The 26,567-nt window shown below is 68.9% G+C and carries 27 protein-coding genes and 1 pseudogene; 17 read left to right on the forward strand and 11 right to left on the reverse strand.

Translation table 11 applies throughout. The features are described from left to right. The 5 genes from ACK4SE_RS06650 to ACK4SE_RS06670 all read right to left on the reverse strand — a co-directional run bounded on the left by ACK4SE_RS06650 (position 1) and on the right by ACK4SE_RS06670 (position 5,946). Positions 1 to 2,016 carry an ATP-binding protein gene (locus ACK4SE_RS06650; RefSeq protein WP_409690229.1) on the reverse strand — a complete coding sequence of 672 codons (2,016 nt, stop codon included), beginning with the start codon at positions 2,014 to 2,016 and terminating at the stop codon, positions 1 to 3. A gap of 87 nt (positions 2,017 to 2,103) precedes the next feature. After that, positions 2,104 to 2,901, reverse strand: a complete 798-nt coding sequence (locus ACK4SE_RS06655) for an exodeoxyribonuclease III (protein WP_409690232.1) — start codon at positions 2,899 to 2,901, stop codon at positions 2,104 to 2,106. Between the two features lie 841 nt (positions 2,902 to 3,742). Further along, positions 3,743 to 4,660 (reverse strand): pirin family protein, encoded by a 918-nt coding sequence (locus tag ACK4SE_RS06660; protein ID WP_409690235.1) that lies wholly within the window; start codon positions 4,658 to 4,660, stop codon positions 3,743 to 3,745. Between the two features lie 179 nt (positions 4,661 to 4,839). Continuing rightward, positions 4,840 to 5,109 (reverse strand): DUF6338 family protein, encoded by a 270-nt coding sequence (locus ACK4SE_RS06665; RefSeq protein WP_409690238.1) that lies wholly within the window; start codon positions 5,107 to 5,109, stop codon positions 4,840 to 4,842. Between the two features lie 351 nt (positions 5,110 to 5,460). Beyond that, a complete protein-coding gene (locus ACK4SE_RS06670) occupies positions 5,461 to 5,946 on the reverse strand; it encodes an Lrp/AsnC family transcriptional regulator (RefSeq protein WP_409690241.1) in 486 nt (161 codons plus the stop codon). 234 nt (positions 5,947 to 6,180) lie between these two features. On the opposite strand from ACK4SE_RS06670, the gene ACK4SE_RS06675 reads away from it, so the two are divergent. The 5 genes from ACK4SE_RS06675 (at position 6,181) to ACK4SE_RS06695 (ending at position 10,989) form a co-directional block, all read left to right on the forward strand. Further along, the gene (locus ACK4SE_RS06675; RefSeq protein WP_409690242.1) at positions 6,181 to 7,434 is read left to right on the forward strand and encodes a thiamine pyrophosphate-dependent enzyme; all 1,254 of its coding nucleotides are present in this window, start codon (positions 6,181 to 6,183) and stop codon (positions 7,432 to 7,434) included. Between the two features lie 187 nt (positions 7,435 to 7,621). Beyond that, a complete protein-coding gene (locus tag ACK4SE_RS06680; protein WP_409690314.1) occupies positions 7,622 to 8,689 on the forward strand; it encodes an alpha-ketoacid dehydrogenase subunit beta in 1,068 nt (355 codons plus the stop codon). 1 nt (position 8,690) lies between these two features. Next, entirely contained in the window at positions 8,691 to 10,313 is a 1,623-nt protein-coding gene (locus ACK4SE_RS06685; protein ID WP_409690244.1) for a 2-oxo acid dehydrogenase subunit E2, read from the forward strand. 153 nt (positions 10,314 to 10,466) lie between these two features. After that, on the forward strand, positions 10,467 to 10,802 hold the full coding sequence (locus tag ACK4SE_RS06690; protein ID WP_409690246.1) for a GIY-YIG nuclease family protein: 336 nt from the start codon (positions 10,467 to 10,469) through the stop codon (positions 10,800 to 10,802). Between the two features lie 61 nt (positions 10,803 to 10,863). Then, positions 10,864 to 10,989: an FAD-binding protein gene (locus ACK4SE_RS06695; protein WP_409690248.1), complete on the forward strand. Its 126-nt coding sequence runs from the start codon at positions 10,864 to 10,866 to the stop codon at positions 10,987 to 10,989. On the opposite strand, the gene ACK4SE_RS06700 is transcribed toward ACK4SE_RS06695, so the two are convergent. Together ACK4SE_RS06700 and ACK4SE_RS06705 are read right to left on the reverse strand one after the other, a co-directional pair. After that, positions 10,986 to 11,309 (reverse strand): DUF5615 family PIN-like protein, encoded by a 324-nt coding sequence (locus tag ACK4SE_RS06700; protein WP_409690249.1) that lies wholly within the window; start codon positions 11,307 to 11,309, stop codon positions 10,986 to 10,988. The genes ACK4SE_RS06695 and ACK4SE_RS06700 overlap by 4 nt on opposite strands. Next, positions 11,306 to 11,536 (reverse strand): DUF433 domain-containing protein, encoded by a 231-nt coding sequence (locus ACK4SE_RS06705; RefSeq protein ID WP_409690252.1) that lies wholly within the window; start codon positions 11,534 to 11,536, stop codon positions 11,306 to 11,308. Before ACK4SE_RS06705 ends, ACK4SE_RS06700 begins: the two co-directional genes overlap by 4 nt. 80 nt (positions 11,537 to 11,616) lie before the next feature. On the opposite strand from ACK4SE_RS06705, the gene lpdA reads away from it, so the two are divergent. The 4 genes from lpdA (at position 11,617) to mnmD (ending at position 16,393) form a co-directional block, all read left to right on the forward strand. Further along, positions 11,617 to 13,014 carry a dihydrolipoyl dehydrogenase gene (gene lpdA / locus ACK4SE_RS06710; protein WP_409690254.1) on the forward strand — a complete coding sequence of 466 codons (1,398 nt, stop codon included), beginning with the start codon at positions 11,617 to 11,619 and terminating at the stop codon, positions 13,012 to 13,014. Positions 13,015 to 13,268: 254 nt separating this feature from the next. Next, positions 13,269 to 14,138, forward strand: coding sequence for a flagellar motor stator protein MotA (motA, locus tag ACK4SE_RS06715; RefSeq protein ID WP_409690256.1), 870 nt, complete (start codon positions 13,269 to 13,271; stop codon positions 14,136 to 14,138). Positions 14,139 to 14,261: 123 nt separating this feature from the next. Next, positions 14,262 to 14,516 (forward strand): hypothetical protein, encoded by a 255-nt coding sequence (locus ACK4SE_RS06720; RefSeq protein WP_409690257.1) that lies wholly within the window; start codon positions 14,262 to 14,264, stop codon positions 14,514 to 14,516. Between the two features lie 107 nt (positions 14,517 to 14,623). After that, positions 14,624 to 16,393 carry a tRNA (5-methylaminomethyl-2-thiouridine)(34)-methyltransferase MnmD gene (mnmD, locus tag ACK4SE_RS06725; protein WP_409690259.1) on the forward strand — a complete coding sequence of 590 codons (1,770 nt, stop codon included), beginning with the start codon at positions 14,624 to 14,626 and terminating at the stop codon, positions 16,391 to 16,393. 6 nt (positions 16,394 to 16,399) lie between these two features. Here mnmD and ACK4SE_RS06730 read toward each other — a convergent pair whose 3' ends face one another. Further along, the gene (locus ACK4SE_RS06730) at positions 16,400 to 17,755 is read right to left on the reverse strand and encodes a peptidoglycan DD-metalloendopeptidase family protein (RefSeq protein WP_409690261.1); all 1,356 of its coding nucleotides are present in this window, start codon (positions 17,753 to 17,755) and stop codon (positions 16,400 to 16,402) included. A 342-nt stretch (positions 17,756 to 18,097) separates the two neighbouring features. Between ACK4SE_RS06730 and ACK4SE_RS06735 the strand changes: the two genes are divergently transcribed. From ACK4SE_RS06735 to ACK4SE_RS06750, 4 genes are all read left to right on the forward strand, one after another. Next, entirely contained in the window at positions 18,098 to 21,316 is a 3,219-nt protein-coding gene (locus tag ACK4SE_RS06735; protein WP_409690263.1) for a YdbH domain-containing protein, read from the forward strand. 78 nt (positions 21,317 to 21,394) lie between these two features. Continuing rightward, the gene (locus tag ACK4SE_RS06740) at positions 21,395 to 21,583 is read left to right on the forward strand and encodes a YnbE family lipoprotein (protein WP_409690266.1); all 189 of its coding nucleotides are present in this window, start codon (positions 21,395 to 21,397) and stop codon (positions 21,581 to 21,583) included. 13 nt (positions 21,584 to 21,596) lie between these two features. Next, the gene (locus ACK4SE_RS06745; protein WP_409690269.1) at positions 21,597 to 21,956 is read left to right on the forward strand and encodes a DUF1318 domain-containing protein; all 360 of its coding nucleotides are present in this window, start codon (positions 21,597 to 21,599) and stop codon (positions 21,954 to 21,956) included. A gap of 143 nt (positions 21,957 to 22,099) precedes the next feature. After that, positions 22,100 to 22,285, forward strand: coding sequence for a hypothetical protein (locus ACK4SE_RS06750; RefSeq protein WP_409690272.1), 186 nt, complete (start codon positions 22,100 to 22,102; stop codon positions 22,283 to 22,285). Here ACK4SE_RS06750 and ACK4SE_RS06755 read toward each other — a convergent pair. Further along, positions 22,269 to 23,399, reverse strand: a complete 1,131-nt coding sequence (locus tag ACK4SE_RS06755; protein WP_409690275.1) for a DNA cytosine methyltransferase — start codon at positions 23,397 to 23,399, stop codon at positions 22,269 to 22,271. The genes ACK4SE_RS06750 and ACK4SE_RS06755 overlap by 17 nt on opposite strands. A gap of 83 nt (positions 23,400 to 23,482) precedes the next feature. On the opposite strand from ACK4SE_RS06755, the gene ACK4SE_RS06760 reads away from it, so the two are divergent. The 3 genes from ACK4SE_RS06760 (at position 23,483) to ACK4SE_RS06770 (ending at position 25,132) form a co-directional block, all read left to right on the forward strand. Then, positions 23,483 to 23,944, forward strand: a complete 462-nt coding sequence (locus ACK4SE_RS06760) for a COG3650 family protein (RefSeq protein ID WP_409690277.1) — start codon at positions 23,483 to 23,485, stop codon at positions 23,942 to 23,944. 119 nt (positions 23,945 to 24,063) lie between these two features. Then, positions 24,064 to 24,591 carry a CHAP domain-containing protein gene (locus ACK4SE_RS06765; protein WP_409690280.1) on the forward strand — a complete coding sequence of 176 codons (528 nt, stop codon included), beginning with the start codon at positions 24,064 to 24,066 and terminating at the stop codon, positions 24,589 to 24,591. Between the two features lie 25 nt (positions 24,592 to 24,616). Then, entirely contained in the window at positions 24,617 to 25,132 is a 516-nt protein-coding gene (locus tag ACK4SE_RS06770; protein WP_409690283.1) for a GNAT family N-acetyltransferase, read from the forward strand. A 4-nt stretch (positions 25,133 to 25,136) separates the two neighbouring features. On the opposite strand, the gene ACK4SE_RS06775 is transcribed toward ACK4SE_RS06770, so the two are convergent. Both ACK4SE_RS06775 and ubiG read right to left on the reverse strand, forming a co-directional pair. Next, on the reverse strand, positions 25,137 to 25,502 hold the full coding sequence (locus ACK4SE_RS06775; RefSeq protein WP_409690286.1) for a hypothetical protein: 366 nt from the start codon (positions 25,500 to 25,502) through the stop codon (positions 25,137 to 25,139). A gap of 44 nt (positions 25,503 to 25,546) precedes the next feature. Beyond that, positions 25,547 to 26,353, reverse strand: a complete 807-nt coding sequence (gene ubiG, locus ACK4SE_RS06780) for a bifunctional 2-polyprenyl-6-hydroxyphenol methylase/3-demethylubiquinol 3-O-methyltransferase UbiG (protein ID WP_409690288.1) — start codon at positions 26,351 to 26,353, stop codon at positions 25,547 to 25,549. 54 nt (positions 26,354 to 26,407) lie between these two features. Between ubiG and ACK4SE_RS06785 the strand changes: the two are divergent. Next, positions 26,408 to 26,567: pseudogene (locus ACK4SE_RS06785) on the forward strand (aspartate kinase); the annotation flags it as partial.

Here is a 26,567-nt window from a genome sequence, read left to right on the forward strand (position 1 = left end):
CTAGACTCCCAGCGCGTTCTTCAGCGTGTCCAGCATGCGCCGGGCGTCCACGGGCTTGGGCACCCAGCCGTCCATGCCGGCCGCCAGATAGCCGTCGGTCTCGTGAGCCAGGGTGCTGGCCGTCACGGCGATGATCGGAGTGCGCGGGCGATCCTCGGCCTGTTCCCGTTTACGTATGCCGACGGTGGCGGCCAGACCGTCCATTTTCGGCATGTGGATGTCCATGAGGATGGCGTCCCAGTCGCCCGACGCCCAGGCCTCGACCGCCGCCTCGCCGTCTTCCACCGCCTCGCTCTGGATGGCGAACTGGCTGAGCAGGGTCGAGAGAACGAGGCGATTGGCGGGATTGTCCTCGGCGATCAGGACGCGTACCGGCCGGTCTGGCGACGGGCTGGCGGCCTCTTCGCGTGGCGCGGGCTCGCTGGGGGGCAAAGCGATCTCCAGGGCGAAAGTGGAGCCCTCGCCCGGGGCGCTCTCGACCGTCATCGTTCCGCCCATGAGCGCGGCCAGGTCCCGGCAGATGGCCAGACCCAATCCGGCCCCGCCGTACCGCCGGGTGCTGGAGCCGTCTGCCTGCACGAAGCGGTCGAACAGGCGGCCGCGGTCCTTGGCGGCTATGCCCGGACCGGTGTCGGTGACGCTGAGGCGCAGGACGCCGTCCTCGCGGTCGATGCGGCCCTCGACCTGACCCGTTTCCGTGAACTTCAGGGCGTTGGAGAACAGGTTCCCCATGACCTGGCGAAGCCGCACGGCGTCGCCCATGAACCATCCGCCGGCGTCTGGAGCGACCGTCATGGCGAAGGCCAGTCCCTTGTCCGCAGCAAGGGGCGCGTAGAGCGCCGCAAGGTCGTCGGCCAGCTCCTGCATGTGGAAGGGCGCAGGCTCCAGCGACAGGCGCCCGGCTTCGATGCGGGAGATGTCGAGGATGTCGTTGATGATGCGCAGCAGGGCGCCGCCGGACTCATGGATGGTGCCGAGCCTTTGCCGCTGGGCGGGCGACAGCTCGTCGTGGGCCATGATCTGGGCCATGCCCAGCACCCCGTTCAGCGGCGTGCGCAGCTCATGGGTCATGGTGGCCAGGAACTCGGACTTGGCGCGGTTGGCGGCCTGGGCCTCGATCATCAGGGCCTCGGTATGGCGGCGATGCTCCTCGGCCTCCGCCTCGAGGCGGGCCTTGACCACGGCGGCGCGACGGAAGGTGTCCACCGCCCGGGCCATGTCGCCGATTTCGTCGCGGCGGCCGACGCCGGGCGCGACGAAATCGGTCTCCCCGTTCGCGAGGCGTCGCATGATTCGGGTCAGGGCGGAGATGGGCGTCCCCATGTCCCGCACCAGAACGGCGCCCATGCCAGCAGCGATCAGGGCGGCGATCAGGATGCCCGCGACGAGCGCGATCTCCATCACGATGAGCGCCCGGTTGCTGGCCCCGTTGTGGGTCTGGAGGGCGAGCCGCGCGTCATCGCGAATGACGTCGAGAACATCCTCGGCCGGAGCGATCAGGCTGTCCGCCAAGCCAGCCTCGCCCACGAGGGTCACGGCCTCGGCCCGTCGCGCCGGATCCGCCGCCAGCGCCATGGCCGGCGTCATGGCCTCGGCCTCCCAGCGCGCGTAGGCGGCGTTCAGGGTTGCGACCTGCGCCTCCATGGGAGGGTCATTGGTCGCCAGCCGGGCCAGTGCGGCGGCGTGCTCCACATAGTTGGGGCGGTGCACGGTTTCGATGCGGCGCAGGTAGTAGGGCTCGCCTGTCAGCATGTAGCCGCGCAGCGAGTTTTCCTGTCGCGCCAGGTCGAACCTCGCGGCTGCAGAGGCGGCGAGGGTTTCGAGGGCGACGGCGACGGCAGCCTCGGACCGCTTGACCGACTGCATGTGGGCGAAAAGGACCACGCCCATCACGGCGATGGCGGTCAGAACCACCGAGAAGGCCACGACCATCTTCAGGGGCGTGCGCAGGTGCCACAGGCCCAGGCCCCGGCTCAGGGCGGCTGTCAGTGCGCGCGTTGCTCGGTGCCCCGGCATCAGCCCTCCCCGGACCAGCCTGATCTTGTTCAGATACATTGAACGCCACCGGGAGTTGCGGGCGCGTTAATGTCTGGCGCTCTGTGGTCAGACCGCCAGGTCGAGGGATACAGGGGCGTGATCGCTGGGCCGTTCCCAGGCGCGGACATCCTCGTGGATGCGGGCGGAACCGGGAATGACGGCCGGGGTCAGGCCCGGCGAGGTCCACAGGTGATCCAGCCGCAGGCCGCGATTGGACTGGCGGAAGTCGGCGGCGCGGTAGCTCCACCAGCTGGCCAATTTCTGGTCCTCGGGATGGGCGTCGCGGATCACGTCGGTGAAGCCCAGGGAGGCCTGAAGCGCCCGCATGGCCTCCACCTCCACCGGGGTGTGGCTGACGATCCTCGACATGTAGCGGTGGTTCCACACGTCGTTCTCGCCGGGCGCGATGTTCAGGTCTCCGGCCACCAGCAGGGGCGCCTTCGGGTCCCGGGCGGCGAACTGGCGGGTCAGACGGGCGTAGAAGTCCAGCTTGTGATCGAACTTGGGGTTCAGGGTCCGGTCGGGGATGTCGCCGCCCGCCGGGATGTAGAAATTCTGGATCTCCACGCCCTCAATGACGCCGGAGACGCAGCGGGCGTGGCCTTCGCGGCAGGCGGACAGGTCGGGGGCGTCGGCGATCGGATGGCGCGAGGCGATGGCCACGCCGTGCCAGCCCTTCTGGCCCGAGACCTTCAGGTGGGGCAGGCCCATGTCCCTGAAGGCGGCCTCCGGAAACTGGTCCGGCAGGCATTTGATCTCCTGCAGGCACAGCACGTCCGGCGCCTGTTCGGCCACGAAGCGGGCGACCTGTTCGGCCCGCAGACGCACGGAGTTGACGTTCCAGGTGACGACACGAAGGGACATGGGTCGGACCTAGAGGATTAGGGGGTGGCGCGCTACTTTTGTGCGCTACCGCTCGCCGCGCGGCGGCTCGCTGCTTGAGCGGATATTTGTGCGCTACCGCTCGCGTCGCGGACGCTCGCTGCTTGAGCGCGTTTTTGTGCGCTATCGTTCGGGACGCGGGGCATTCTTTAGGCGCTACCGCTCGGGACGCGGACGCTCTCTGCCTGAGCGCGTGTTGGGCCCTGAACGCCGCGCAGGCTGAAGCGCCCGTCGTTGCGGGTTAGCGGGAAGGGAGCGGGGCGCCGGGCCATCGCCCGGTGTAAGGATAGACAAATACCGTTTCGACGAAGGCTGACGCCCCGCGTGATCGTTGTTCCAGAGCCCCCGGTGGGCACGCGTCTTAGGCGCTAGCCGGTGTTTTGGCCCCGGACGGGCAGGTGCGGACAGCGCTCCGCATCCTGGACCCGGCGAGTAATCCGCCCCGCCGCTCAGTCCCGCTCGATCACAGCCCGTCGCCGCAAGGTCGCCGGCCGAGCGCCCTTCCCGTGCGACGGGATGGGAGAAGCATACGGCCCCCGCGAACGCGGTCGGAAAAATGGACGAAGATTTTTCGCGAAGCCTTGTCCGCCAATGCATTGGCCTCGAAAAATGCGGGGATACGGGCAGAGTTCGTCCCGCATTTTCCCTCTCCCGGTGGGAGAGGGCTGCGCGCACGGATGCGCCAGCATCCGTCCTTCGCGCGCAGGGTGAGGGTTGGGTCTCACTGCTTCGACCATCCGACCCTCATCCCCCGCGCCAGAACGAAGCCGCGATGCGCCTTCGTGCGCGGGTTCCCCCTTCTCCCATCGGGAGAAGGAAGAGCTCACACCGGATGGGTCGGTTCCGGTTTCGGGGCGGCGGGCTCTTCGGGCAGGGGGATGAACTCCAGCGAGTCCTCGGACGGCAGGGCCATGCGTCCGGCCTTCCAGTCGGCCTTGGCCTGATCGATGCGGGCCTGGCTGGAGGAGACGAAGTTCCACCAGATGATGCGCGGGCCCACCGGCTCGCCGCCCAGCAGCATGACCGAGGCCTTCTCCAGCGCCTTGATGGTGGGCTCGGCGTGGGGCTCCAGCACCGCCATCTGGCCCGCCTGCAGCACCCGGTCGCCGATCTCGATCGAGCCCCGGGCCACGAACACGGCCCGCTCGCTCATGCCGCCCGCGCCGCGGCCCGGCGGCGGGGCGGAGCGCACGCCCCGCTCCATCTCCCAGTGCACATAGAAGAGGGGCGAGGAGGTCTTGACCGAGGCGGCCGCGCCGTAGGCCTCGCCCGCCACCAGCCGCGCGAACAGGCCGTCGTTCTCATAGGCCGGCAGGTCGGCCTCGCCGTGGTGGAAGAAGGCGGGATCGGCCTCCTCCGCCTCTTCGGGCAGGGCGATCCAGGCCTGCATCCCGTGCATGGCGCCGCCCTGGCTCTTCTTCAGGGGGTCGGTGCGCTCGGAATGGACGATGCCCTTGCCCGCCGTCATCCAGTTGACCTCGCCGGGACGGATGGCCTGGGTGTAGCCCAGGCTGTCCCGGTGCATGATCTCGCCCTCGAACAGATAGGTCAGGGTCGACAGGCCGATGTGCGGGTGCGGGCGCACATTGATGGCGTCCGAGCCCGGCGCGAACTCGGCCGGCCCCATCTGGTCCAGAAAGACGAAGGGCCCCACCATGCGCCGCGCGTGGAAGGGCAGCACCCGCCCCACCTCGAACCCGCCCAGGTCCTTCTTGCGTGCGTCGATGACCATCTCGATCATGGCCGTATCCCGTTCATCTTAGCGGTTCCGCGCAGGGGGCGGCGAGGGCGGAGGGGGCGGCACCACGCGAACCGGAATCGCCGACGGCCCAACAGGTGGGTTTCGCGGACCGCTTGCTACCGGCGACCACCCGCCTTTCTCCAGCGATCTAGGCGCTGTGGGAGAGGGGCTTCTAGCCATCAGTCGTCCTTCCTAACTTCCAGCCAAAGATAGTCGCTGGGCCGGAATATTGCACCCTTGGATTCTGGCACGGCATTCTTGAAGACGCCTTGGGCGTCCAACTGCCAAAGCTCCTCAAGATAGATGTGCCCGGCTTCCGCGCCGACGGACGCTACAGACAGGTCGCCGAAGTAGCCCCCCACCAGAGAACCATCACTGAGATGAACCACAACCCAGCACGGCTGCTTGCGACTGAAGAAATCATCCCATGCTGTACGGTGAGGGCTCATGACCCATCCCCGTTTGGCAGCCCATTTTTGGCAGAGGCGAAACAGAATGGGTCAAAGAGCCGGCCCAACCACACAGATCAAAACCGCCAAGAGTCCGAGGCTGACATAGTCGGGCTCAACCGCTGTTAGACGCTGAGCTGCTAGCAGGCCTGCCCAGGACAGCAGTCCTGCGTTAAGCAGGGAATAGCCAAAGATGTCGAGCACATCATCAGCTGCGCCGTTTCCACGTCGAGGGTGAAGCAAGCGATCAACGCGAAGTGATACAAAACCCGGCAAGAAGAGCGCGATCACAGCCGCGAACTGGGCTGGGCTGAGGCTGATCAGGTCGGTCGGGTTCGGCACAGCTTCACGTTATACGTGCGGGGTGACCAGCGCCAGCGGCAGGGCGGTGACGTTCTTCACGCCGCGGGTGACGATATGGCTCTCGCAGTCCGAGACGAGACCCAGGCTGAGCAGCTTCTCGCGCAGGAACAGGTCAAAGGCGTGCATGTCGCAGGTGATGATGCGCAGCACATAGTCCTCGCGCCCGGTGATGGTGGCGCACTGGATCACCTCGGGCCAGTGGGCGACGGCCTCCTCGAAGATCTGCAGGTTTTCTTTCGAGGGCAGGCTGAGCTTGACGATGGCGTAGACCTCGAAGTCCAGGCCCAGCAGATCGGCGTCCAGAAGCGTGACACGCTTGCGGATCAGGCCGCTATCCTCCAGTCTCTTGATGCGGCGCCAGCAGGGCGAGGCCGAAAGGCCCACGCGTTCGGCCACCTCGGCCACCGGCAATCCGGCATCCTGTTGCAGGATATCCAGGATGCGGGCGTCGATGGGATCCAGTTCTTCGGCCAAGCCGTTTCTCCAAATTGCAATTTGACGCAATAATCTACCCCAATTCGTCCTTGTGCAAGGGTAAAATTGGGCGGACGTGCAGCGATGCCTCGTGCTATGCGTTTGGTGGAGCCATAGCGGCTCCACTAATAATGCTGGACCGAAATCTGAGCCCGGTCGGACATCGTCCGACCTGACCGATTTCGGTCTGGAGGAAGCCCCGCCCGCCAACGGCCGCAGACGCTGAGACGGACCATGAGCAAGACGCCCCCGGCCAAGCGGCCGAACGCACGACCGCTGTCGCTGCGAATTCCCGAGCCCTCGGGCCGGCCCGGCGACACGCCGGACTTCAGCCATCTGAGGCTGGACGAGCCCGGCGCGGTGGACCGGCCCGGGACCGATACCCCGCCGCTGGACATGCGCGACCACGCCTTCCGGCTGGTGCGGGTGCTGAACGACGACGGCGAGGCGGTGGGGCCGTGGGATCCGAAGCTGGACGCCGAGACGCTGCGCAACGGCCTCAGGGCCATGATCCTGACCCGGGCCTTCGACGACCGGATGCACCGCGCCCACCGTCAGGGCAAGACCAGCTTCTACATGAAGTGCACCGGCGAGGAGGCCATCGCGGTGGCCCAGGGCATGGTGCTGCCGCGCGAGGACATGGGCTTTCCCACCTATCGCCAGCAGGGCCTGTTGATCGCGCGGGGCTATCCGCTGGTCGACATGATGAACCAGATTTATTCGAACGCCTCGGACCCCATCAAGGGCCGGCAGCTGCCGATCATGTACTCCAGCCGCGACTACGGCTTCTTCACCATCTCGGGCAATCTGGGCACCCAGTATCCGCAGGCGGTGGGCTGGGCCATGGCCAGCGCCTACAAGGGCGACGACCGGCTGGCCATCGCCTGGATCGGCGACGGCGCCACGGCGGAAGGCGACTTTCACAACGCCCTGACGTTCGCGTCCGTCTACCGGGCGCCGGTGATCCTGAACATCGTCAACAACCAGTGGGCCATCTCGTCCTTCCAGGGCATCGCCGGCGGGCTGGAGACCACCTTCGCCTCCAAGGCCGTGGGCTACGGCCTGCCCGCCCTTCGGGTGGACGGCAACGACTTCCTGGCCGTGTGGGCGGCGACCCAGTGGGCCGAGGAGCGGGCGCGGGCCAATCTGGGCGCCACGGTGATCGAGCTGTTCACCTATCGCGGCGCCCCGCACTCCACCTCCGACGACCCCGGCCGCTATCGCCCCGGCGACGAGCATGAGAAATGGCCGCTGGGCGATCCGGTGATGCGGCTGAAGCAGCACCTGATCAAGCTGGGCGAATGGTCCGACGACCAGCAGGCCGAGGCCGAGCGCGATGCGGTCGAAAAGGTCCGCGCGGCGGGACGCGAGGCCGAGGCCATCGGCACCCTGGGCCAGTCGCGGCCCAGCGTGAAGACCATGTTCGAGGAGGTCTATGCGACCGAGGACTGGCGCCTGACAGAACAGCGGCGCGAGGTTGGCGTATGAGCATGTCCCCGTCATTCCGTGCTTTGGGTGTTGCAGCGGGCCAGATCGATCATCTTTCGGCAGTCCTGAAACACCGGCGTCAAGCTGGACAGAACTGGGTCCCGGCTTTCGCCGGGATGAGCGGTGAATTTTAATGAGCAACACCACCTTCACCGACTCTGACCGCACCGACGGCATCGAGCCGGACATGGTCGATCAGGACGCGGCCCCGAAGTCCGTCGCCCCGAAAGGCGACGTGGTCCCCATGAACATGATCCAGGCGCTGAACTCGGCCCTGGACGTGAAGATGGCCGAGGACGGCAATGTGCTCAGCTTCGGCGAGGACACCGGCTATTTCGGCGGCGTCTTCCGGGTCACCGACAAGCTACAGTCCAAACACGGCATGACCCGCAGTTTCGACGCCCCCATCAGCGAATGCGGCATCGTGGCCGCGGCCATCGGCATGGGCGCCTACGGCCTGCGCCCGGTCGTCGAGATCCAGTTCGCCGACTACATCTATCCGGCCTACGACCAGATCGTGTCGGAAGCGGCCAAGCTGCGCTACCGCTCGGCGGGCATGTTCACCGCCCCCATCGTGGTGCGTTCGCCCTATGGGGGCGGCATCTTCGGCGGCCAGACCCACAGCCAGAGCCCGGAAAGCCTGTTCACCCACATCGCCGGGCTGAAGGTGGTGATTCCATCGAATCCCCATGACGCCAAGGGCCTGCTGATCGCCGCCATCGAGGACGATGATCCGGTAATCTTCCTGGAGCCCAAGCGGCTGTACAACGGGCCCTTCGACGGCTGGCACGAGAAGCCGGTGTCGCCGTGGAAGGCGCAGGACCTGGCCCAGGTCCCCACGGGCAAATATGTGGAGCCTATCGGCAAGGCGCGGGTGATGCGCGAAGGCGCGGACGTCACCATCCTGGCCTATGGCACCATGGTCTGGGTGGCGCTGGCGGGCGCCGAGCATGCGGGGGTGGACGCCGAGGTGATCGACCTGCGCACCCTGGTGCCGCTGGACATCGAGGCCATCGAGGCCAGCGTGAAGAAGACCGGCCGCTGCGTCATCGTGCACGAGGCGCCGCGCACGAGCGGGTATGGCGGCGAATTGAGCGCGCTGGTGCAGGAGCGGTGCTTCTATCATCTGGAGGCCCCCATCGCGCGCGTGACCGGGTGGGACACGCCCTATCCCCACGCCTTCGAGTGGGAGTATTTCCCCGGCCCGCAACGCGTGGCCGACGCCCTGAAAGCCGTCATGAGCGGGGGACGCTGATATGGGACGCTATGTCTTCAAGCTGCCCGACGTGGGCGAAGGCACCGCCGAGGCCGAGCTGGTGGCCTGGCACGTGAAGGTGGGCGACGTGGTCGAGGAAGACCAGGTCATCGCCGACGTCATGACCGACAAGGCCACGGTGGAGCTGACCAGCCCGGTGGCGGGCAAGGTCACCGCCGCCCACGGCGAACCGGGCCAGCAACTGGCCGTGGGGGCGCCGCTGGTGGAGTTCGAGGTGGAGGGCGCGGGCAACGCCGGGGCCGCCACCGCTGCGCCCGCCGCGAAGCCGGCGGAAGCCCCGGCGCCGGAACCCGCCGCTCCGCCGCCTGCGAAGGATGAAGCGCCGCCCGCCAATGTCGGCCGCGTGTTCAAGCTGCCCGACGTGGGCGAAGGCACCGCCGAGGCCGAGCTGGTCGGCTGGCATGTGAAGGTCGGGGACGCGGTCGAGGAAGACCAGATCCTGGCCGAGGTCATGACCGACAAGGCCACGGTCGAGATCACCAGCCCCGTCGCCGGGACCGTCGCGATCCTGCACGGCGAGCCGGGTCAGGCCCTGGCCGTCGGCGGGCCGCTGGTGAGTTTCGCGGGGGAGGGCGGATCGTCCGAGCCCGCCGCCCCGGTCGCTGCCCCCGCCCCGAGCGCGGCGAAATCGGCGCCCGCGCCGGAGAAGGCCGCCTCCAAACCGCGTGCGCCCCAGCCCGCCCCCGCGCGCGACGCCGTCTCCCGTCAGGCCCAGACCCCGGGCGTGCGCCCGCTGGCCTCGCCGGCGGTGCGTCAGCGCGCCCGCGACATGGGCGTGGAGCTGCAATTCGTGCCCGGCTCCGGCGCCGGCGGCCGGATCGAGCATGGCGATCTGGACGCCTTCCTGTCGGGCGGATCGGCCCCGGCGGCGAGGTCTTCGGGCGGCTCGCTCTATGCGGCGGCGGAGGGGACCACCGAGACCCGCATCATCGGCCTGCGCCGAAAGATCGCGGAGAAGATGGCCGACAGCGTGCGGCGCATTCCGCACATCACCTACGTCGAGGAGATCGACGTCACGGCGCTGGAGGCGCTGCGGGCGCACATGAATGCGACGAAGGGGAAGGATCAGCCCAAGCTGAACGTCCTGCCCTTCATCGCCCGCGCCATCGTGGTGGCCCTGCGCGACCAGCCGACCATCAACAGCCACTATGACGACGAGGGCGGAATCCTGACCAGCCACGCCGCCGTCCATCTGGGCATCGCGGCCCAGACGCCCAACGGCCTGATGGTGCCGGTGGTCCGCAACGCCGAGGCGCGTGATCCGTGGGATACCGCGACCGAGATCGCCCGGGTGGCGGGCGCGGCCAAGGACGGCTCGGCCAAACGGGATGAGCTGAGCGGCTCCACCATCACCATCACCTCGCTGGGGACCCTGGGCGGGGTGGTGCACACCCCCATCATCAACCACCCCGAGGTGGCCATCGTCGGCCCCAACAAGATCGCCGAGCGCGTGGTGGTGATCGACGGCCAGATGGTGGTGCGCAAGATGATGAATTTATCCTCCAGCTTCGACCACCGCATCGTCGACGGCCACGACGCGGCCGTGTTCGTCCAGCGCATCAAGGGCCTGCTGGAGCACCCGGCGACGCTGTGGATGGGGTAGACTTCCTTTCTTTCCGCTCATCCCCGCGAACGCGGGGACCCAGTGCTTTGGGTGATGAAACCGTGAGAGTCTTGCTGGACCGATCTCCTCAAGCTCCAGCGCCAGGCTGGGCAGGACCGGGTTCCCGCGTTCGCGGGGATGAGCGGCGCTAGAATGGCCTTCTTCACCTACATCGTGGCGAGTGGGCGAAACGGGACGATCTATGTCGGCTCGACCGACGACCTGGTCACGCGTGTGAACCAGCACAAGAACAAGACCTTCGGTGGCTTCACCGCGAAATACGGCGTGGATCGGCTGGTCTGGTACGAGGCGTTTGACAGCCGCGAAGCCGCGTTCAGGCGCGAGCGCCGGATCAAGAAATGGAATCGGGTCTGGAAGCTGGACTTGATCGAGAAGGCCAATCCCGCCTGGGATGATCTGACCGATCGGCTGCGCCTCGGCGATCTGTTGGATGCGAAGGACTGGGCGCCGCCCGTTGAAGAAGACTGAAACCCCGGCGTCAAGCTGGACAGAACTGGGTCCCCGCGTTCGCGGGGATGAGCGGAAAAAAATGACCCAGAACATCAAAACCAAAGTCCTCATCATCGGCGCCGGGACCGGCGGCTACGTCGCAGGCATTCGCTGCGGGCAGCTGGGGCTGGACACCGTTCTGGTGGACGGTGGCGACGGCCTCTAGGCGCGCACCTCGACGATCCGTTCGCCGCGCTCCAGTTTTTCGACCACGTCCGGCCAGGCCCGGTCGATGATCCCGAACAGGACCCGGTTCGAGCAGTTGCCGACGCGCAGGCGAACGAGGCCCCCGTCCGAACCGGCGAAGGCCAGAAAGTCGCTGTCCTTGCTCACCACAACGGCCTCTCGACGGCGCGCCTCAGCCCAGACCGCCGCATCGGTCGCGGCGCCGAGGCCCAGCGGCTCCACGTGCAGGGCTTCGTGTCCCAGACGGGTCAGCAGCGCACACAGACCTATGGGCAGGTTCTGGTCGAGCAGGAACCTCAAGCCGCGACGGTGACGGAGGCGTGGTCCACCTCGGCTGCGGCGTAGGCCAGGCAGGCGCGGATGTCGTCTTCCGCCAGCGCCTTGTAGTCCGACAGGATTTCAGCCTCGCTCATGCCCGCAGCCAGCCATCCCAGAACGTCGGCCACCGTGATGCGGGTGCCGCGCACGCAGGGTCGACCGCTGCGCGTGCCGTTTTCGACCGTGATGCGATTCAGAAGGCCTTCCATCCCCTCAAAATACACCAAGCGGCATCCCAAGGGAATTGGCCGGGTTTCGCCCGCGCGCGGCCCCGGCTAGAAGGCGGCCCATGACCCAGAACATCAAAACCAAAGTCCTCATCATCGGCGCCGGGACCGGCGGCTATGTGGCCGGCATTCGCTGCGGGCAGCTGGGGCTGGACACCGTGCTGGTGGACGGGGGCGACGGCCTGGGAGGCACCTGCCTGAACGTGGGCTGCATTCCGTCCAAGGCGATCATCCATGCGGCGGGCAAGTTCGAGACGGTCGCGAAAGCCGCCGACGGCGGGACACTGGGGATCACGGCGGCGAAGCCTGCCATCGACCTGAAGGCGACGGTGGCGTGGAAGGACGGCATCGTCAAAAAACTGAACGGCGGGGTCGCGGCCCTGCTGAAGAAGGCCAAGGTCAAGGTCATATCCGGCTGGGCCACGTTCTCGGACGCCAAGACCTGCACCGTCGCCACCGATGACGGCGAGATCCGCATCACCGCCGAGCATGTGATCCTGGCCACGGGGTCCGAGCCGGTGGAGCTGCCGTTCCTGCCGTTCGGCGGCGACGTGATCTCGTCCACCGGGGCGCTGTCGCTGTCAGAAGTGCCGAAAAAGCTGGTGGTGGTCGGCGGGGGCTATATCGGGCTGGAGCTGGGCATCGCCTACCGCAAGCTCGGCGCCGAGGTGACGGTGGTGGAGATGGCCGAGCGCATCCTGCCGCTCTACGACAAGGCCCTGACCGACCCGGTGATGAAGTGGATGGAGCGCCACGGCGTGACCCTGCATCTGGGCGCCCGCGCCGGGGGCTTCGAAAAGGGCAAGCTGTCGGTGACGACGAAGGACGGCAAGCCGATCCAGATCGCGGCGGACAAGGTGCTGGTGACCGTGGGCCGCCGCCCGCGCACCAGGGGCTGGGGTCTGGAGACCATGGGCCTGGCCATGGACGGGCCGTTCGTGAAGACGGATGAGCGCTGCGCCACCGCCATGAAGAACGTCTGGGCCGTGGGCGACCTGACCGGCGAACCCATGCTGGCCCACAAGGGCTCTGCCCAGGGCGAGGTGGTGGCAGAGATCATCGCCGGGCATGATCGGGTTTTTGATCCGGTCACCATCGCGGCGGTCTGCTTCACCGAGCCGGAGATCGTCTCGGCCGGGCTGGGCCCGGACGACGTGAAGGGCCGCGACGACGTGATCCAGTCGGTTTTTCCCTTCTCCGCCATCGGCCGGGCTTTGGCGCTGGAGGCCGGCGACGACGGCGGCTTCGTGCGGGTGATCGCGTCGAAGGCCGATCACCGCATCCTCGGCATCCAGGCGGTTGGCCAGCATGTGTCGGAGCTGTCCAACAGCTTCGCCCAGATGATGGAGATGGGCGCGGTGCTGGAGGACGTGGCCGGCGTCATCCACGTGCACCCGACCCTGGGCGAGGCCTTCCACGAAGCCAGCCTGCGCGCCCTGGGCCACGCCATACATATTTAAGGGCCCTAACGCTCGCCCCGCGGGCGCTCGCTGCTTGAGGGCGATAGGGGCCCCATGCTCGCGGCTTGAGGGCGCGTGGGTGCTTTATCCTGAAACGCCGTGAATGGCGCGAGGCGCTCTCGCGCCCGCGCTCAAGCAGCGAGCCGCCGCGCGGCGAGCGATAGCGCACTTTTATGAAAACCCGGCCTTAAGCATTAACCGGCATGGTGCCGCTGAAATCCGCGCCAGAACGGCGTGAAAAGGGCTGGCTTTCCATGTTTCAGATCATCGGCATCATTCTGCTGTTCGCCATGGTGTTCGGCGGATACACCATCGCCGGCGGCAAGATGTACGTCATCCTCAAGTCGCTGCCCTATGAGATGATGATGATCGGGGGAGCGGCCGTGGCCGCCCTGGTGATCGCCAACTCCACCACCACCCTGAAGGGTGTTCTGGGTGGCCTGGGCAAGGTGTTCGCCGGGCCCAAGTGGAAGAAGGGCGACTATCGCGACCTTCTGAGCCTGCTGTTCCTGCTGACCAAGACCATGAAATCCAAGGGCGTGATCGCCCTTGAAAGCCACATCGAGAAGCCGGGCGAGTCCACGATCTTCCAGAAGTATCCGAAGATCCTGAAGGACCATTTCGCCACCGACTTCATCTGCGACACCCTGCGCATGATGACCATGAACCTCGAGGACCCGCACCAGGTCGAGGACGCCATGGACAAGCAGCTGGAGAAGCACCACCACGAGGCCCTCGCGCCCGCCCACGCCCTGCAGAATACCGCCGACGCCCTGCCGGCGCTCGGCATCGTCGCGGCCGTGCTGGGCGTGATCAAGACCATGGCCTCCATCACCGAGCCGCCCGAGGTTCTGGGCGGCATGATCGGCGGGGCGCTGGTGGGCACCTTCCTGGGCGTGTTCCTGGCCTATGGCCTGGTCGGGCCCCTGGCCACACGCCTCAAGGAAATCATCGACGGCGACGCCGCCTTCTACAAGATCATCCAGTCGGTGCTGGTGGCGCACCTGCACGGCAACGCAGCGCAGATCTCGGTCGAAATCGGTCGCGGCGACGTGCCGTCCAACGCGCAGCCGTCTTTCACCGAGCTGGAAGAAGCCCTGTCCGAGGCCGGAACCGCCGTCTGACCGCCAGAAGCTTGACGGTAATCACGAACCTGTGAGAATCCGCTTGACGGGCCACCTCACGATCGCGTTATCTGAGGGCGCGGGAATCATGACCCCGCACCACCCTTCTGAAGGATATCCCAAATGACCATCCGTCAACTGCTCGTCGCCGCCGCCGGCGTCGCCGCCCTGTCCGTCGCCGCCTGCCAGCCGGCCGCCGAAGCCCCCGCCGCTGAAGAAGCCGCCATGGAAGCCGACGCCGCCGCCGACACCGCCGCCGACGCCGCCGCCACCGCCGAAGGCGCTGCTGAAGACGCCGCCGTCGCCGCTGGTGACGCCGCCGCCGCCGCTGGCGAAGCGACCGAAGCTGCCGCTGAGCCCGCTCCGGCCGCTCAGTAATCCTTCGCTCGCAAGAGCAAAGCGATTGGAAAGGGGTCGCCCGTCGGGCGGCCCCTTTTTCCATGCCCGGTCTTGATCGCGGCGCCCTGCCGATGCTCTAGCCGGACATGGTCGACGATCCCCCTGATTTGATGGACTGGTCCGAGCCCGGCGCGCCCCGGTCGCGGCGGTTCGGCGACGTCTACTACTCCCTTGAAGATGGCCTGGCCGAGAGCCGCGCGGTGTTCCTGGCCGGCTGCGGCCTGCCGGACGCCTGGCATGGCCGGGCGCGTTTCACTGTGGCGGAACTGGGCTTCGGCACCGGTCTCAACATCGCCGCCCTGCTGCACCTCTGGCGCGACAGCGGCGCAACGGGGCGGCTGCACGTCTTTTCCGTCGAGGGCTTTCCGGTGGCGCGCGACGACGCGGCCCGCGCCCTGTCCGCCTGGCCGGAGATCGCCGAGGCGTCCCGGGCCCTGCTGGAGCGCTGGCCCGCCGCCACGCCGGGCTTTCACCGCGTCGATCTGCCGGCGTGGAGCGCGACCCTGGATCTGGCCGTGGGCGACGCCGCCTGGGCTCTGGAACAGTGGAGCGGCGCCGCCGACGCCTGGTTTCTCGACGGCTTCTCCCCCGCCCTGAACCCGGACATGTGGTCAGACGCCGTGCTGGACGGCGTTGCGGCGCGCTCGGCGCCGGGCGCGCGGCTCGGCACCTTCACCGTGGCCGGGGCGGTGCGCCGGGGTCTGGCCGAGCGGGGCTTTCAGGTGGACAAGCGGCCCGGCCATGGGCGCAAGCGCGAGCGGCTGGAGGGAGTCCTGCCCGGCGCGGCGCTCGCTCACGGCGGTGGACGGGTGGCGATCATCGGTGCGGGGATCGCAGGCGCCAGTCTGACGCGCGCCCTGCGCGCCCAGGGCGTGGATCCCGTGATCATCGCGGACGGGAGAGCGATGGCGTCCGGCTTTCCCGCCGCCCTGTCGACCCCCCGCCTTGACGCGGGCGACGAGCATCTGGCCGGTCTTTTCGCCCAGGCGCTGGAGCGGGCTGACCATCTGTATGGCCGGATAGAGGACGCGATCGTCTCGCGCGGGGTGGTGAGACTGGAGCACGGACCGCGCGACGCCGGACGGTTCGACAAGGTGGCGAACCAGCCGATCTGGGCGCCGGGGACCATGACGCGAGTGAACGCCGAGAACGCGTCCGCAGTGGTGGGCGAACCCGTGGCGGCGGACGGACTGATGATGCAGGGCGCCATGACGGTTCGACCCCCGGCGATCCTGGCGGCCTGGCTGGCTGGCGCGTGCAGGTTCGAGAGCCGGGCGGCGAAACTGGAGCGCGAGCGCGGCCTCTGGCGGGTGCTGGACGACGCAGGCCGGGCGCTGACCGAGGCCGAGACCGTCATCCTGACGGCGGGCTGGGGTGCCGCAGCGCTGGGGGCGCCGGGCCTTCAGGCCGTCCGGGGACAGGCCAGCTGGGCGGAAGTGGTCGCGGGTCTGACCGTGGGCGCAGCGTGGGGCGGCTATGCGGCGCCCATCGACCAGGGGGTGCTGTTCGGCGCCACCCATGATCGGGACGACACGGACGAGGCCCTGCGCGATGCAGACGATCAACGCAATCTGGAAGTCCTCAAGGCGATGCTGCCCGAACTGGCGCAGCGCGTTGCGGCCGCCCGGGTACGGCGCCATGCGGCGATCCGGGCGACCACCCGGGACCGTCTGCCGATCGCGGGGCGTCTGGAGGATGGCCTGTTCATCCTCGGCGGGCTGGGGTCACGCGGCTTTGCGGCGGCGCCGCTGCTGGCGGACCATGTGGCCAGCCTGATCACCGGCTCACCCTCGCCCTTGCCCCGCGCAAGCGCGCAGCGCGTGGCGCCGGACCGGGACAGTCTTCGGAAACGCTGAAGCGGATCAGCCCTGGGCGGGGCGGAGGCCTTCGACGGCGGCCTGCTGGGTCGGCGCGGCGCCGCCGCTGCGGCGGGCGGCGATCAGGGCGTCGATGCGACGACGTTCCGCGTGGAAGGCCGCCAGTTCGGCGCCGGCCAGTTCGGACCCTGACGGGATCTGTGCGCCGGTCGGATTGACCCGGGCGCCGTTGCGCCAGACTTCATAGTGCAGGTGCGGGCCCGTGGAGGCGCCGGTGGATCCCACGTAGGCGATCACGTCGCCCTGGCTGACCCGCTGTCCGGGGCGCAGGCCGCGACCGAAGCGCGACAGGTGCGCGTAGCCGGTCTCCCAGCCGTTGCTGTGGCGGATGCGGACCCAGTTGCCATAGCCGCCCCAGCGACGGGCCTCGACCACCACGCCGTCGGAGGCGGCGAAAACGGGGGTGCCCGTGGGGGCCGCGAAATCCATGCCCTGGTGCATGCGCTGGTAGCCGGAGATGGGGTGGCGACGGACGCCGTAGTTGGACGAGATACGCGCGCCGTCCACCGGAGTGCGCAGCAGGAAGCCGCGGATGTTCTTGCCGTCGGCGTCGAAATATTTGGCCTCGTTCGATCCCTGGGGCTGGAAGCGGTAGAACACCTGGCCCTTGATCTCGGCGAAGAGCAGCTCGCCGGTGTCCACGGTGCGGCCGCTTTCGGTCACGGTGCGGTCAAACACGAGGGTGAAGCTGTCGCCCGCCTTGATGTCGCGCGAAAAGTCGATCTTGTGAGAGAACAGGCGCACGGCCTGGGCCACGATGCGCGAGTTGGCCCCCAGACGGCCCGCAGAGGCGGACAGGGAGCCGTGGATCTCGCCGGTGGCGACGGTGGTTTCGTTGGAAACCTGCTCTTCAAGCTCGCGCAGGCGAAGCGCGCCGTCGAAGCTGCGCGACACGGTCAGCTGGGTCGCCGGGCCGGTGCGCACGGTCAGGCCGATCAGGCGGGCGTCGCCACGACCGGCGCGAGGACGCGAGATGGCGGTTTCGAAGCGCTGGCCGGCGCGAATGTTCACCACGTCATAGGCGTTGCCGAGGGTGCGGACGATGGCGCGGGCCTCGTCAGCGCCGATGCCGGTGCGCAGCATGGCCTGTTCGAGAGTCTCACCGCGCTGGATCTGGACCTGGACGGCTTCGGGCTGGCTCATGCCCGCCGGGGCCCCGGCGGAGGCGAAGGCCTGAATTTCGAGGGCGGCGATCTGCTCGGCCGTCAGGGGCGGAACTTCCGCCGCCGTGACCGGTTGATAGAGCTTGCCGGCCAGCAGCGCCACCGCGACCGCGGCGGACGCCGTGAAGAGGTGCGGCGTGAAGCGCCTGGGCTGTCGGCGTGGATCGAACTGAGCCATCGGTCCCCGTCACTCGGCAGCGCCCTACTGCGGCGCCTGTTCACTGAAAACTGTCTCACCGGGATAGGTCAACCCGGAACGCACGAGGCGAACCCTATAGCTCGCCTGTCCCTTAATGGGAAGCATCCCGTTACAAATCGTTAACCGCCAACGGTTTCTCCATCCAGGGGGCGTTTTAACCGCGTTATTTCTGTGGTCGCTGGTACAGCGGGGCGGATCCGCCCGAATGCCGTCACAGGCCCGGGGCAAGAGCGGGCACACGCCGGTTTGCAAGCTGGGCGGTTTGCGCGGGCGCGCGTTCCGGCTATCTCAGGGGCGGCCATGCAGGACGATGGAGCGCGCGTGAGCGATACCCAGGACAGCCAGCCGGCCGCCCCCGTCATTCCCGACGGCGCCCGCCGTCGTCGCCGACCCGGTCGCGGCCCCGCGCGTCTGTTGATCGTGCTGCTGGTGATCCTCGGCTTGCTGGCGGCTGCGGTCCTGACCCTCTACGCCGCCCGGCGCGAGGCGGCGCGGCAGGTGTTGGTGGGCTGGCTGGAGCAGCGGGGCATCGAGGCCGAGGTCGAGATCGAGCGGCTCGAGCTGAACACCCTGACGGCGCGCATCCGCGTCGGCGATCCGACCGACCCCGATTTCTCCGTCGAGCGGGTCGAGATGGATTACGCCCTCGGCATGCCCTGGTCCGACACAGGGCTGGGCGTCACCCCCAGCCGCATCCGCCTCATCCGGCCGGTCCTGAGGGCCAGCTGGCGCGACGGCGTGTTCAGCATGGGATCGCTGGATCCGCTGGTCGAGGAATTTCGAGGCCGCCCTCCCGGCCCGGAGGCCCGCGGGCCGCTGGTTCTGGTGGAGCAGGGCCGGCTTCGTCTTGGCACGGACTATGGGCCGCTGGACGTGCAGGCGGACGCCCGGATCGAGGACGGCCGGCTGATGCGCCTGACCGCGCGAGCGGGCGGCGCGGCGCTGGTCAGCGGCGAGACGCGGATCGATCTGTCCGGCGCCCGGCTGGACCTCACCACCACGGGGGAGCGGACCCGGCTGGACGTCGCAGCGATCTTCGCAGGCATCACCGCGCCGGGCCTGTCCGGCGAGGCCGTCCACGTGGAGCTGACCGGCGAGGCGCCCTACCCGGATCTGGACGCGAGGCGCAGCGAGGGCGCCCTGAACCTGACCGCGAGCCTCGCGGCCGGGCGGTTGGCGTCGGGGGACTTCAACGGTGCAGCGGTCGGCGCGCGCATCGCCCTGAACGGCCGGGTGAACGGCTGGCTTGAGACCTTCCAGCTGACGGGCGAAAGCCAAGGCATGGTCGGCGCCGACGCGCTGACCCTGGGCCAGGGCAGCGCGACGACTGCGCGGGTGTCGTTCAGCGAAACGGCGCTGGACGTGAGCCGGCGCGACGGCGCCCTGCGGTGGCGGCTGGACGGCCCCATGACCCTGCTGGCGGGCCGGATGCAGTCGGGCGACCTGATCCTGGCGGGCCTCGATGTCCGGTCCGGCGACGTTTCCGCAGGCGGTCGCAGCGGGGCCGGTCAGGCCAGCGCCTTCGAGATCACCGCGCCGGCCTCGGTCCAGGCGCGCAGCCTGCAGTTCGGCGAGCTGAATCTGACCGGCATCGACGGGCGCATGGACGCCGACGTCACCGGCCAGGGGATCGTTCTGGTGCAGGCGGCCGGGCGGCTGCGGGCCGAACGGGGCCGCTGGCCGCTGCTGGGCGCGCCGGGCCCCGACGACCCGCCGGAGCTGGCCGCCCTGAAGCGAGCGCTGGGCGGCTTCGGTCTGGAGGCGGCCTCGTTCCGGCTGAGGACCGGCAGCACAGGAACCGAGCTGGTGCTGGGCCAGGCGGCGCGGATCACCCCCCTGAACGGCGGCCTGATCACCCTGGGGGCCCACCCCGACACCCCGCTCTACGCTGCACGGCCGGGTCAGACCGGCGGCGGGGCCCTGATCCTGACCGGAACGGCGCCGGAGACCTCCGTCCGGGTCGCCGTCCCCGACTGGCGTCTGACGCCCGGCGGTTTCGCCGCGAGGCTGGACGGCGCCGCGGGCTTCAATTTCGGCTTCGCCCGCGACATCGATGTAGCGGCGGCGGGCACGCTGACGTCCGGCGGCGGCCGGCTGACGTTCCGGCCGGACGGCTGCGTGTCGATCACGGCGGCGCAACTGGCCTTCGGCGAGAACGACGCGCGCGGCCTGTCCGGCGACCTGTGCGCCGGCGACGGCCCGCTGGTCACCGTGGCGGACGGCGGCTGGACGGCGCGGGGCCGGATGCAGGACGCGGCCGCCGAGGTCCCCTTCCTGGCCATGCAATTCAGCGACATGGCCGGGCCCCTGACCGTGCGCGGGACCTCTGCGGGGCTCGAGATGGACGCTGATGTGGAAGCCGCAAGGGTTGCAGACACCACCCGGCCCCAGCGCTTCTATCCGCTGAACGCCACGGGCAGCGCCTCGCTGGCGGCCGATGTCTGGCAGGGCCGGTTCGACGTGTCGTCCGGGCCGCAAAGGCTGGGCAGCGTGGATCTGAAACATGACGGGCGCGCCGAAGCCGGCGGCGTGGCCTTCGACGCATCGGGTCTGGTGTTCGCCGAGAACGGGCTGCAGCCGGCCGACTTGACCCCCCTGACCGAAGGCCTGATCGATCCGCCGGTGACGGGCGGCGCGGGCTTCGTCGGCCGCTTCGACTGGACCCCCGAGGGCGCGACCAGCAGCGGCGTGCTGACGGTGCAGGATCTGGACTTCGTCAGCCCGGCCGGTCCCGTCACGGGGCTCAACGGCGAAGTGGCCTTCACCAGCCTGACGCCGCTGGTCACGGCGCCGGGTCAGCGCCTGACCGCCGAGGGCCTCCAGGCCCTGGCTGCGGTCACGGACCTGAACCTGCTGTTCGAACTGGGCGCCGGGTCGTTCCAGGTGTCCGGGGCGGATCTGGACGTGGCGGGCGGGCGTGTGATCATCGAACCATTCGACGTGCCGCTGGACCGAACCCAGCCCTTTGCCGGGACGCTGGTGTTCGAGAACGTGCAGATCGGCGAGTTGATCAGCGGCGCCGGGTTCGGCGAGCAGGTCGGGCTTGACGCCGTGGTGTCCGGGCGGGTGCCTTTCACCTGGGACGCCGCCAGAGGATTCAGGGTGATCGGCGGATCGCTCTATGCAGTCCAGCCCGGCCGGCTGGAGGTCGCCCGCGAGGCCCTGAGCGGGCTGGAGGCAGGCGGCGGCGGCGAGGACGTGCCGCCGAATGTGGTCCAGGACCTGGCCTATCAGGCCATGGAGGAGCTGGCCTTCGACATCCTCACCGCCGAGGTCAACAGCCTGGACGAGGGCCGGCTGGGGGTGCTGTTCCGCATCCGCGGGCGGCATGACCCGCCCCAGCGGCAGGAACTGCGCCTGACCCTGTCCGAGCTGATCAGCCGGGACTTCCTGAACCGGGAGCTGCCCCTGCCGTCCGGCACCGAGATCGACCTGACCCTGGACACCACCCTGAACCTGAACGAGCTGGTGTCGGACCTCATGTCCCTGAACCGGGCCCGGCGGGGCGAGTCCGAAGAGAATTCCGATGAAGCGGAATGAAACTTCGCCGTTCAGCGCGGGTTCAGGCTAGATGGCGCTAATGGACATCATCCGTGCAAACCGTGGAGCCTGCCGCCCATGATCTCGAAACGCGAAATCGCCGCTGTCTGCGCCATGGCCCTTGTGGGCGGCGTGGCCGCCTGCGCCCCGACGATCCGGCTTCAGGTGGATCCCATTCAGATCTACGCCAAGCTGGACGCCGACGTGCGTATCCGTCTCGACCAGGAGCTGCGCCAGCTTCTGGAAGAGAATCCCAACCTGTTCTGATCGGAGATCGGAAATGAATTTTCGCAAGCTGTTCGTGATCGGCGCCGCTGTCGCCGCCCTCGGCGTGGCCGGCGCCTCCCTGGCCCAGACCAACGCCCAGAAATCCCTGATCGACCAGGCCAAGGTCGAGGGCGTGGTGGGCGAGCAGGCCGATGGTTACCTGGGCTTCCGCTCGGGCTCGTCGGACTCCGCTCTGCAGGAAGCCGTGCGCGTGACCAATGACGCGCGCCGTCAGGCCTACGCCGCCCGCGCCGCCGAAACCGGCGTGTCCACCGACGTGGCCGCCGCGCGCATGTTCGAGGCCCTGCTGCGGGCCCGCCTCTCGCGGGGCGAGTGGTACCGCAACGCCCAGGGCCAGTGGGTCCAGAACTGATCGATCGGATCTGACTCCTGTCGGCCCCCGGTCCCGCCCCTGACCCCGCCCCTTCCCCTCGTCGCAAGGGGCCGGGCACGCGCGCCCGTGTTTCCCTGACGCTGCTCGGCGCGGCGGTTCTGGCCGCTGTGTCGGTGGCGGCCATGGGGTGGGCGTGGGACGCCATCGGCGCATCGCCCATGACCCTTCACGGCTGGATCGCCCTCAGCATCGGCGCGGTCGGCACGGCCCTGCTGAGCGCCGGTCTGATGATCCTGGCGTTCCACTCCAACCGCAGCGGCCACGACGACCGCGTCGAGTCCACCGAGGGGATCAGGCCGCGGTTCTGACCGCGCCGTCCAGCAGGGGCCGCAGCACCTGATCGGCCAGGGCGCGGACCACCGGCACAGCCACCGCATCCCCCATCAGCTTCAACGCCGCCACTTCGCTGGCGGGCAGGACGTAGCTGTCCGGCAGCCCCATCAGCCGCGCCGCCTCGCGCCCGGTCAGGCGACGCACACGCGTCCGTCCGCCCTGACAAACCACGACGAACTGACGCGACGAGCCGCCCGCCGGCGTGCGCAGGCACCCGGCCAGGCCGTCGAAGCGGACCTCCAGCCGCTGGACCTTTGCGTCATTCTCGGTCCGTACCCGGCGGTAGGCCGCGCCGACGCGCCGCTCGCCCGAGGCGATCACCGCATCCAGCCGCGCCCGGTGCAGCGGTGACAACAGACCCAGCAGGGCCGTCGCTTTGTCATCCTCCAGCCAGTCGACCGCGTCGTCCGGCTGCAGCAGGGCGGCCAGGTCGGTGTTTCGGCGCGGCGGGGCGGTCAGTCGCCACCACACCCAGCCCGCCTTCAGGTCGTCGGCCAGCGCGCCGTGGGCGGCGCGGATGCGGGTTGAATGGAAAGGCTCGGTCGCTTCTGCGGCGCCCGCGACCGGCCGGCGCGAGGCGATGAGGAACAGGCGCGGCCGCGACTGGGGCAGCCACAGGGCCGCGTCGGCCTCCACCGCTCCGAAGGCATAGCCGCCGTCGTGCAGCGCCCGGCACACGGCTGCGAAATCGCGCCCGTGGTTGGAGGTGAGCAGGCCCATGACGTTTTCGATGACGATCAGGCCCGGCGCCCGCTGCTGTTCGGCCAGCCCGGTCATCAGCCGCCAGAAGCCCCAGAAGGCGCCCGAGCGCCGCGCATCCAGCCCGCCCCGCGCCCCGGCCAGGCTGACGTCCTGACAGGGCGACGAGGCCCAGGCCAGATTGGCCTGGGCCGGCAGGTCGTCGGGCGTCAGGTCCCAGACGTCGGCCAACTTCAGAATACCCGGATCGGCGTGGTTGGCCCGCCAGCTGGCCGCCTTGGCCGCGTCGAGATCATTGGCGAAGGTCGTGCGGAATCCCGCCAGGCCCAGCCCGGCCAGCCCGCCCCCGGCGAAGAACTCGTAAAGGCTGAAGGGCTCGCGATTCGCCATTCGGCGACGCTAGCTCACCCCGCGCCCCCTTGCACGACTGTCGTCCGCGCGGGCACTCTGCTGCGGCAACCGGAGACACCCCCATGCGCGCCCTCGCCGTTCTCGCCCCCGTCGTGACCCTGGCCCTGGCCGCCTGCTCGCAGGGCGAAACCCCGGATCAGGCTGCACCCGAACCGGCCGCGCCAGAGGCGGTGCTGGGCGAGGTGAATCTGAGCGCGCCGCTGCGGGCCCTGGGCACCGAGCCGTTCTGGGCGGTCAACATCGATGAGAACGGCCTGGTCTATTCCGGCGTGGATCGGCCGGAGGAGCGGGCGCCCAACGTGGGACCGGAGATGGCTGGAACAACCGCCATGTGGAGCAGCCAGACCGATCAGGGCCGGGCGCTCAGCGTCACCCTGATCCAGACTCCCTGCTCGGACGGCATGAGCGACCGGACCTATCCCCTGACGGCCCGCGTCGAGATCGGCGAGGAGGTGCTGAACGGCTGCGCCGCCTCGGTGGATTTTCTCATGAATACGGACGAACAGGGTCAGCCTGCGGGCTGAACCCGCACGCTTGTCCACCGACGTTCGCTGTAAATTAACAAAAAATTCGCCTCTAAAGGGTTCTTCAACCCTTGGCGAACATGCTTTATGGCTGTGTTGAAACTCGGGAACACGCCAGTATGACGAAACGGTTCACCGCCACAATGGTTGCGATCTCGCTCGGGTTTTTCACCCTGGCCACGCCCCAGACCGTCCGAGCTGATGAACCCTATTGGCAGTGTGTGACCTTCGCCCGGCTGCTGTCGGGCATCCAGATCTTCGGCGACGCCTGGACCTGGTGGCGTCAGGCCGTCAGCAATTTCCGTACCGGCGAGGCCCCCGAGGCCGGGTCCGTGCTGGTGTTCCAGCCCCACGGTCGCATGAACCGGGGCCATGTGGCGGTGGTCAGCGACATCCTGACCGAGCGGGTCATCCGCGTCACCCACGCCAACTGGGGCGGCAGCCGCGGTCGGGTCGAGGAGAACGTCACCGTGGTGGACGTGTCGCCCGCCGGGGACTGGAGCCGGGTCAAGGTCTGGTACAACCCGATCAACGGCCTGGGCTCGACCGTCTATCCCACCTACGGCTTCGTCTATCGCAGCGCCGAGGGCGCCACGCGCGACGCCATCCAGACCGCCCGCGCCGGCCAGTCCCAGGGTCAGCCCTGATCCGATCCTGAAAGGCGGCCCGGCATTGTCCCAAGCCGCAACCGGCGCCCTGATGTGGCGGCCCATGACCGACGCCGACCTCGACGGCGTGGTCGCGGTCGCCGCCGAAGCCTTTCCCGACCACCCCGAAGATCGCGTCTGTTTCGCCAATCGCCTCGGGCTTTATCCGGCCGGATGCCGGATTCTGGCCGACGGGACCGGCGGGGTGGCGGGCTATCTGATCAGCTATCCGTGGGTGCTGGACGCCGCCCCGGACCTGAACGCCCTGCTGCCCGGCCTGCCTGAAGCCCCCGAGGTCTTCTATCTGCACGACCTGGCGCTGGCGTCCCGGGCGCGGGGGGGTGGCCATGCGGCCCGGGGCGCGGCGCTGGCGGTCGACACAGCGCGGGCGGCGGGGTTCTCCGCCATCAGCCTCACCGCCGTGAACAACGCCGCGCCTTTCTGGGCCCGACAGGGCTTCATCCCGCGCACCAGCCCGGCCATGACGGTCAAACTGTCCAGCTATGGCGCGGACGCGGTCTACATGGTCCGCACGGTCTGACCACTCAGGGCATGACCGGCGGATCGGGCAGACGGGCGCGGCAGTCGTCGGCGAGGGCCTGAACCTCCTCCATGGACCTCGGGGCCAGGGCCTGGGCCTCGCGGGCGCGGATGGTTTCGGCCTGCTCCATGCGGGCGAAGGTGAAGCGTTCCCCCATGCTGCCGATCAGCGACATGGCCAGGTCGTCGTACTGGACCGCCCGGTCGTCATGGCCCGCGCCCGAGTCCTGCACATGGGCGGCGAAGCTCCTTGAGGCGACGGTCTCGAACACGGCCAGACATCGCACCGCCTCGCGCCAGTCGGTGATGCGCTCTGCGGGCTGGGCGGCGTTGAGGGAAACGGCGGCGAACACTGAAACAAGCACCAACATGACTTCCTCCCCAGAAGGTGTTGAAACTATTTTTCGTTCAGGCCTCAGTCGCGGGTGGCGACCATCATGTAGTTCACGTCGGCGTCCACACCCTGCGACCATTGGTCAGACAGCGGATCATACGCGATGCCGAACGGCCCTTCCACGGCCACCGCTTCATGGGACAGCATCAGGCGGATTTCGTCAGGTTTCAGGAACTGGCGCCAGTCGTGGGTCCCGGCGGGCACCCAGCGCAGGACGTATTCGGCGGCCACCTTGCCCAGGGCCAGCGACTTCAGGGTGCGGTTGAGGGTGGCCACGATCATCAGGCCCCCCGGCGCCACCAGCCGCGAACAGGTGCGGATGAAGGCCTCCGGATCGCGCACGTGCTCGATCACCTCCATGGTCAGGACCACATCGAACGGACCGGCGCCCGCGGCTTCCAGCTGCTCCACCGTGGCGGCGCGGTAGGTGATGGGCAGGCCCTGCGGTTCCGCATGGGCGCGGGCGGTGCCGATGTTCTCGGCCGAGGCGTCGATGGCGGTGACGGAAAAGCCCAGGCGGCTCATGGGCTCGGCGATCAGCCCGCCGCCGCAGCCCACGTCCAGCAGAGACAGGCCGTGAAACGGCTTGCGGGCTAGAACGTCGCGGCCGAAGCGGGCGGCGGCCTGGTCGCGCACGAAGGCCAGCCGGGCCGGATTGAACTTGTGCAGGGGGGCGAAGGGGCCCTTCGCGTCCCACCATTCCGCCGCCTGGGCCGAAAAGCGCGCCACGTCGGCCGGGTCGATGGAAGCGCCGCTGGCGCCCTCGGCGAGGATTTCTTGCGGCGGCGGGGCTTCTCGCGCCGGGCGGGTGTGACTAGAAGCGGCCATGGCCCAAGGGATGAACGCCCGGGCCACGGTTTGCAACGGGGGATTCGCGCCAAGATGACGCGCCTGGTGATGAAGTTCGGCGGCACCTCCATGGGGGACCTGGAGCGCATCCGCCGCGCCGCGCGCATCGTCGCCGCGGAGGTCAGGGCCGGGCGCAAGGTGGCGGTGGTGGTCTCGGCCATGGCCGGCAAGACCAATGAGCTGGTGGCCTGGA

Source organism: Brevundimonas sp. (assembly GCF_046293315.1).
Taxonomy (GTDB): Bacteria; Pseudomonadota; Alphaproteobacteria; order Caulobacterales; family Caulobacteraceae; genus Brevundimonas.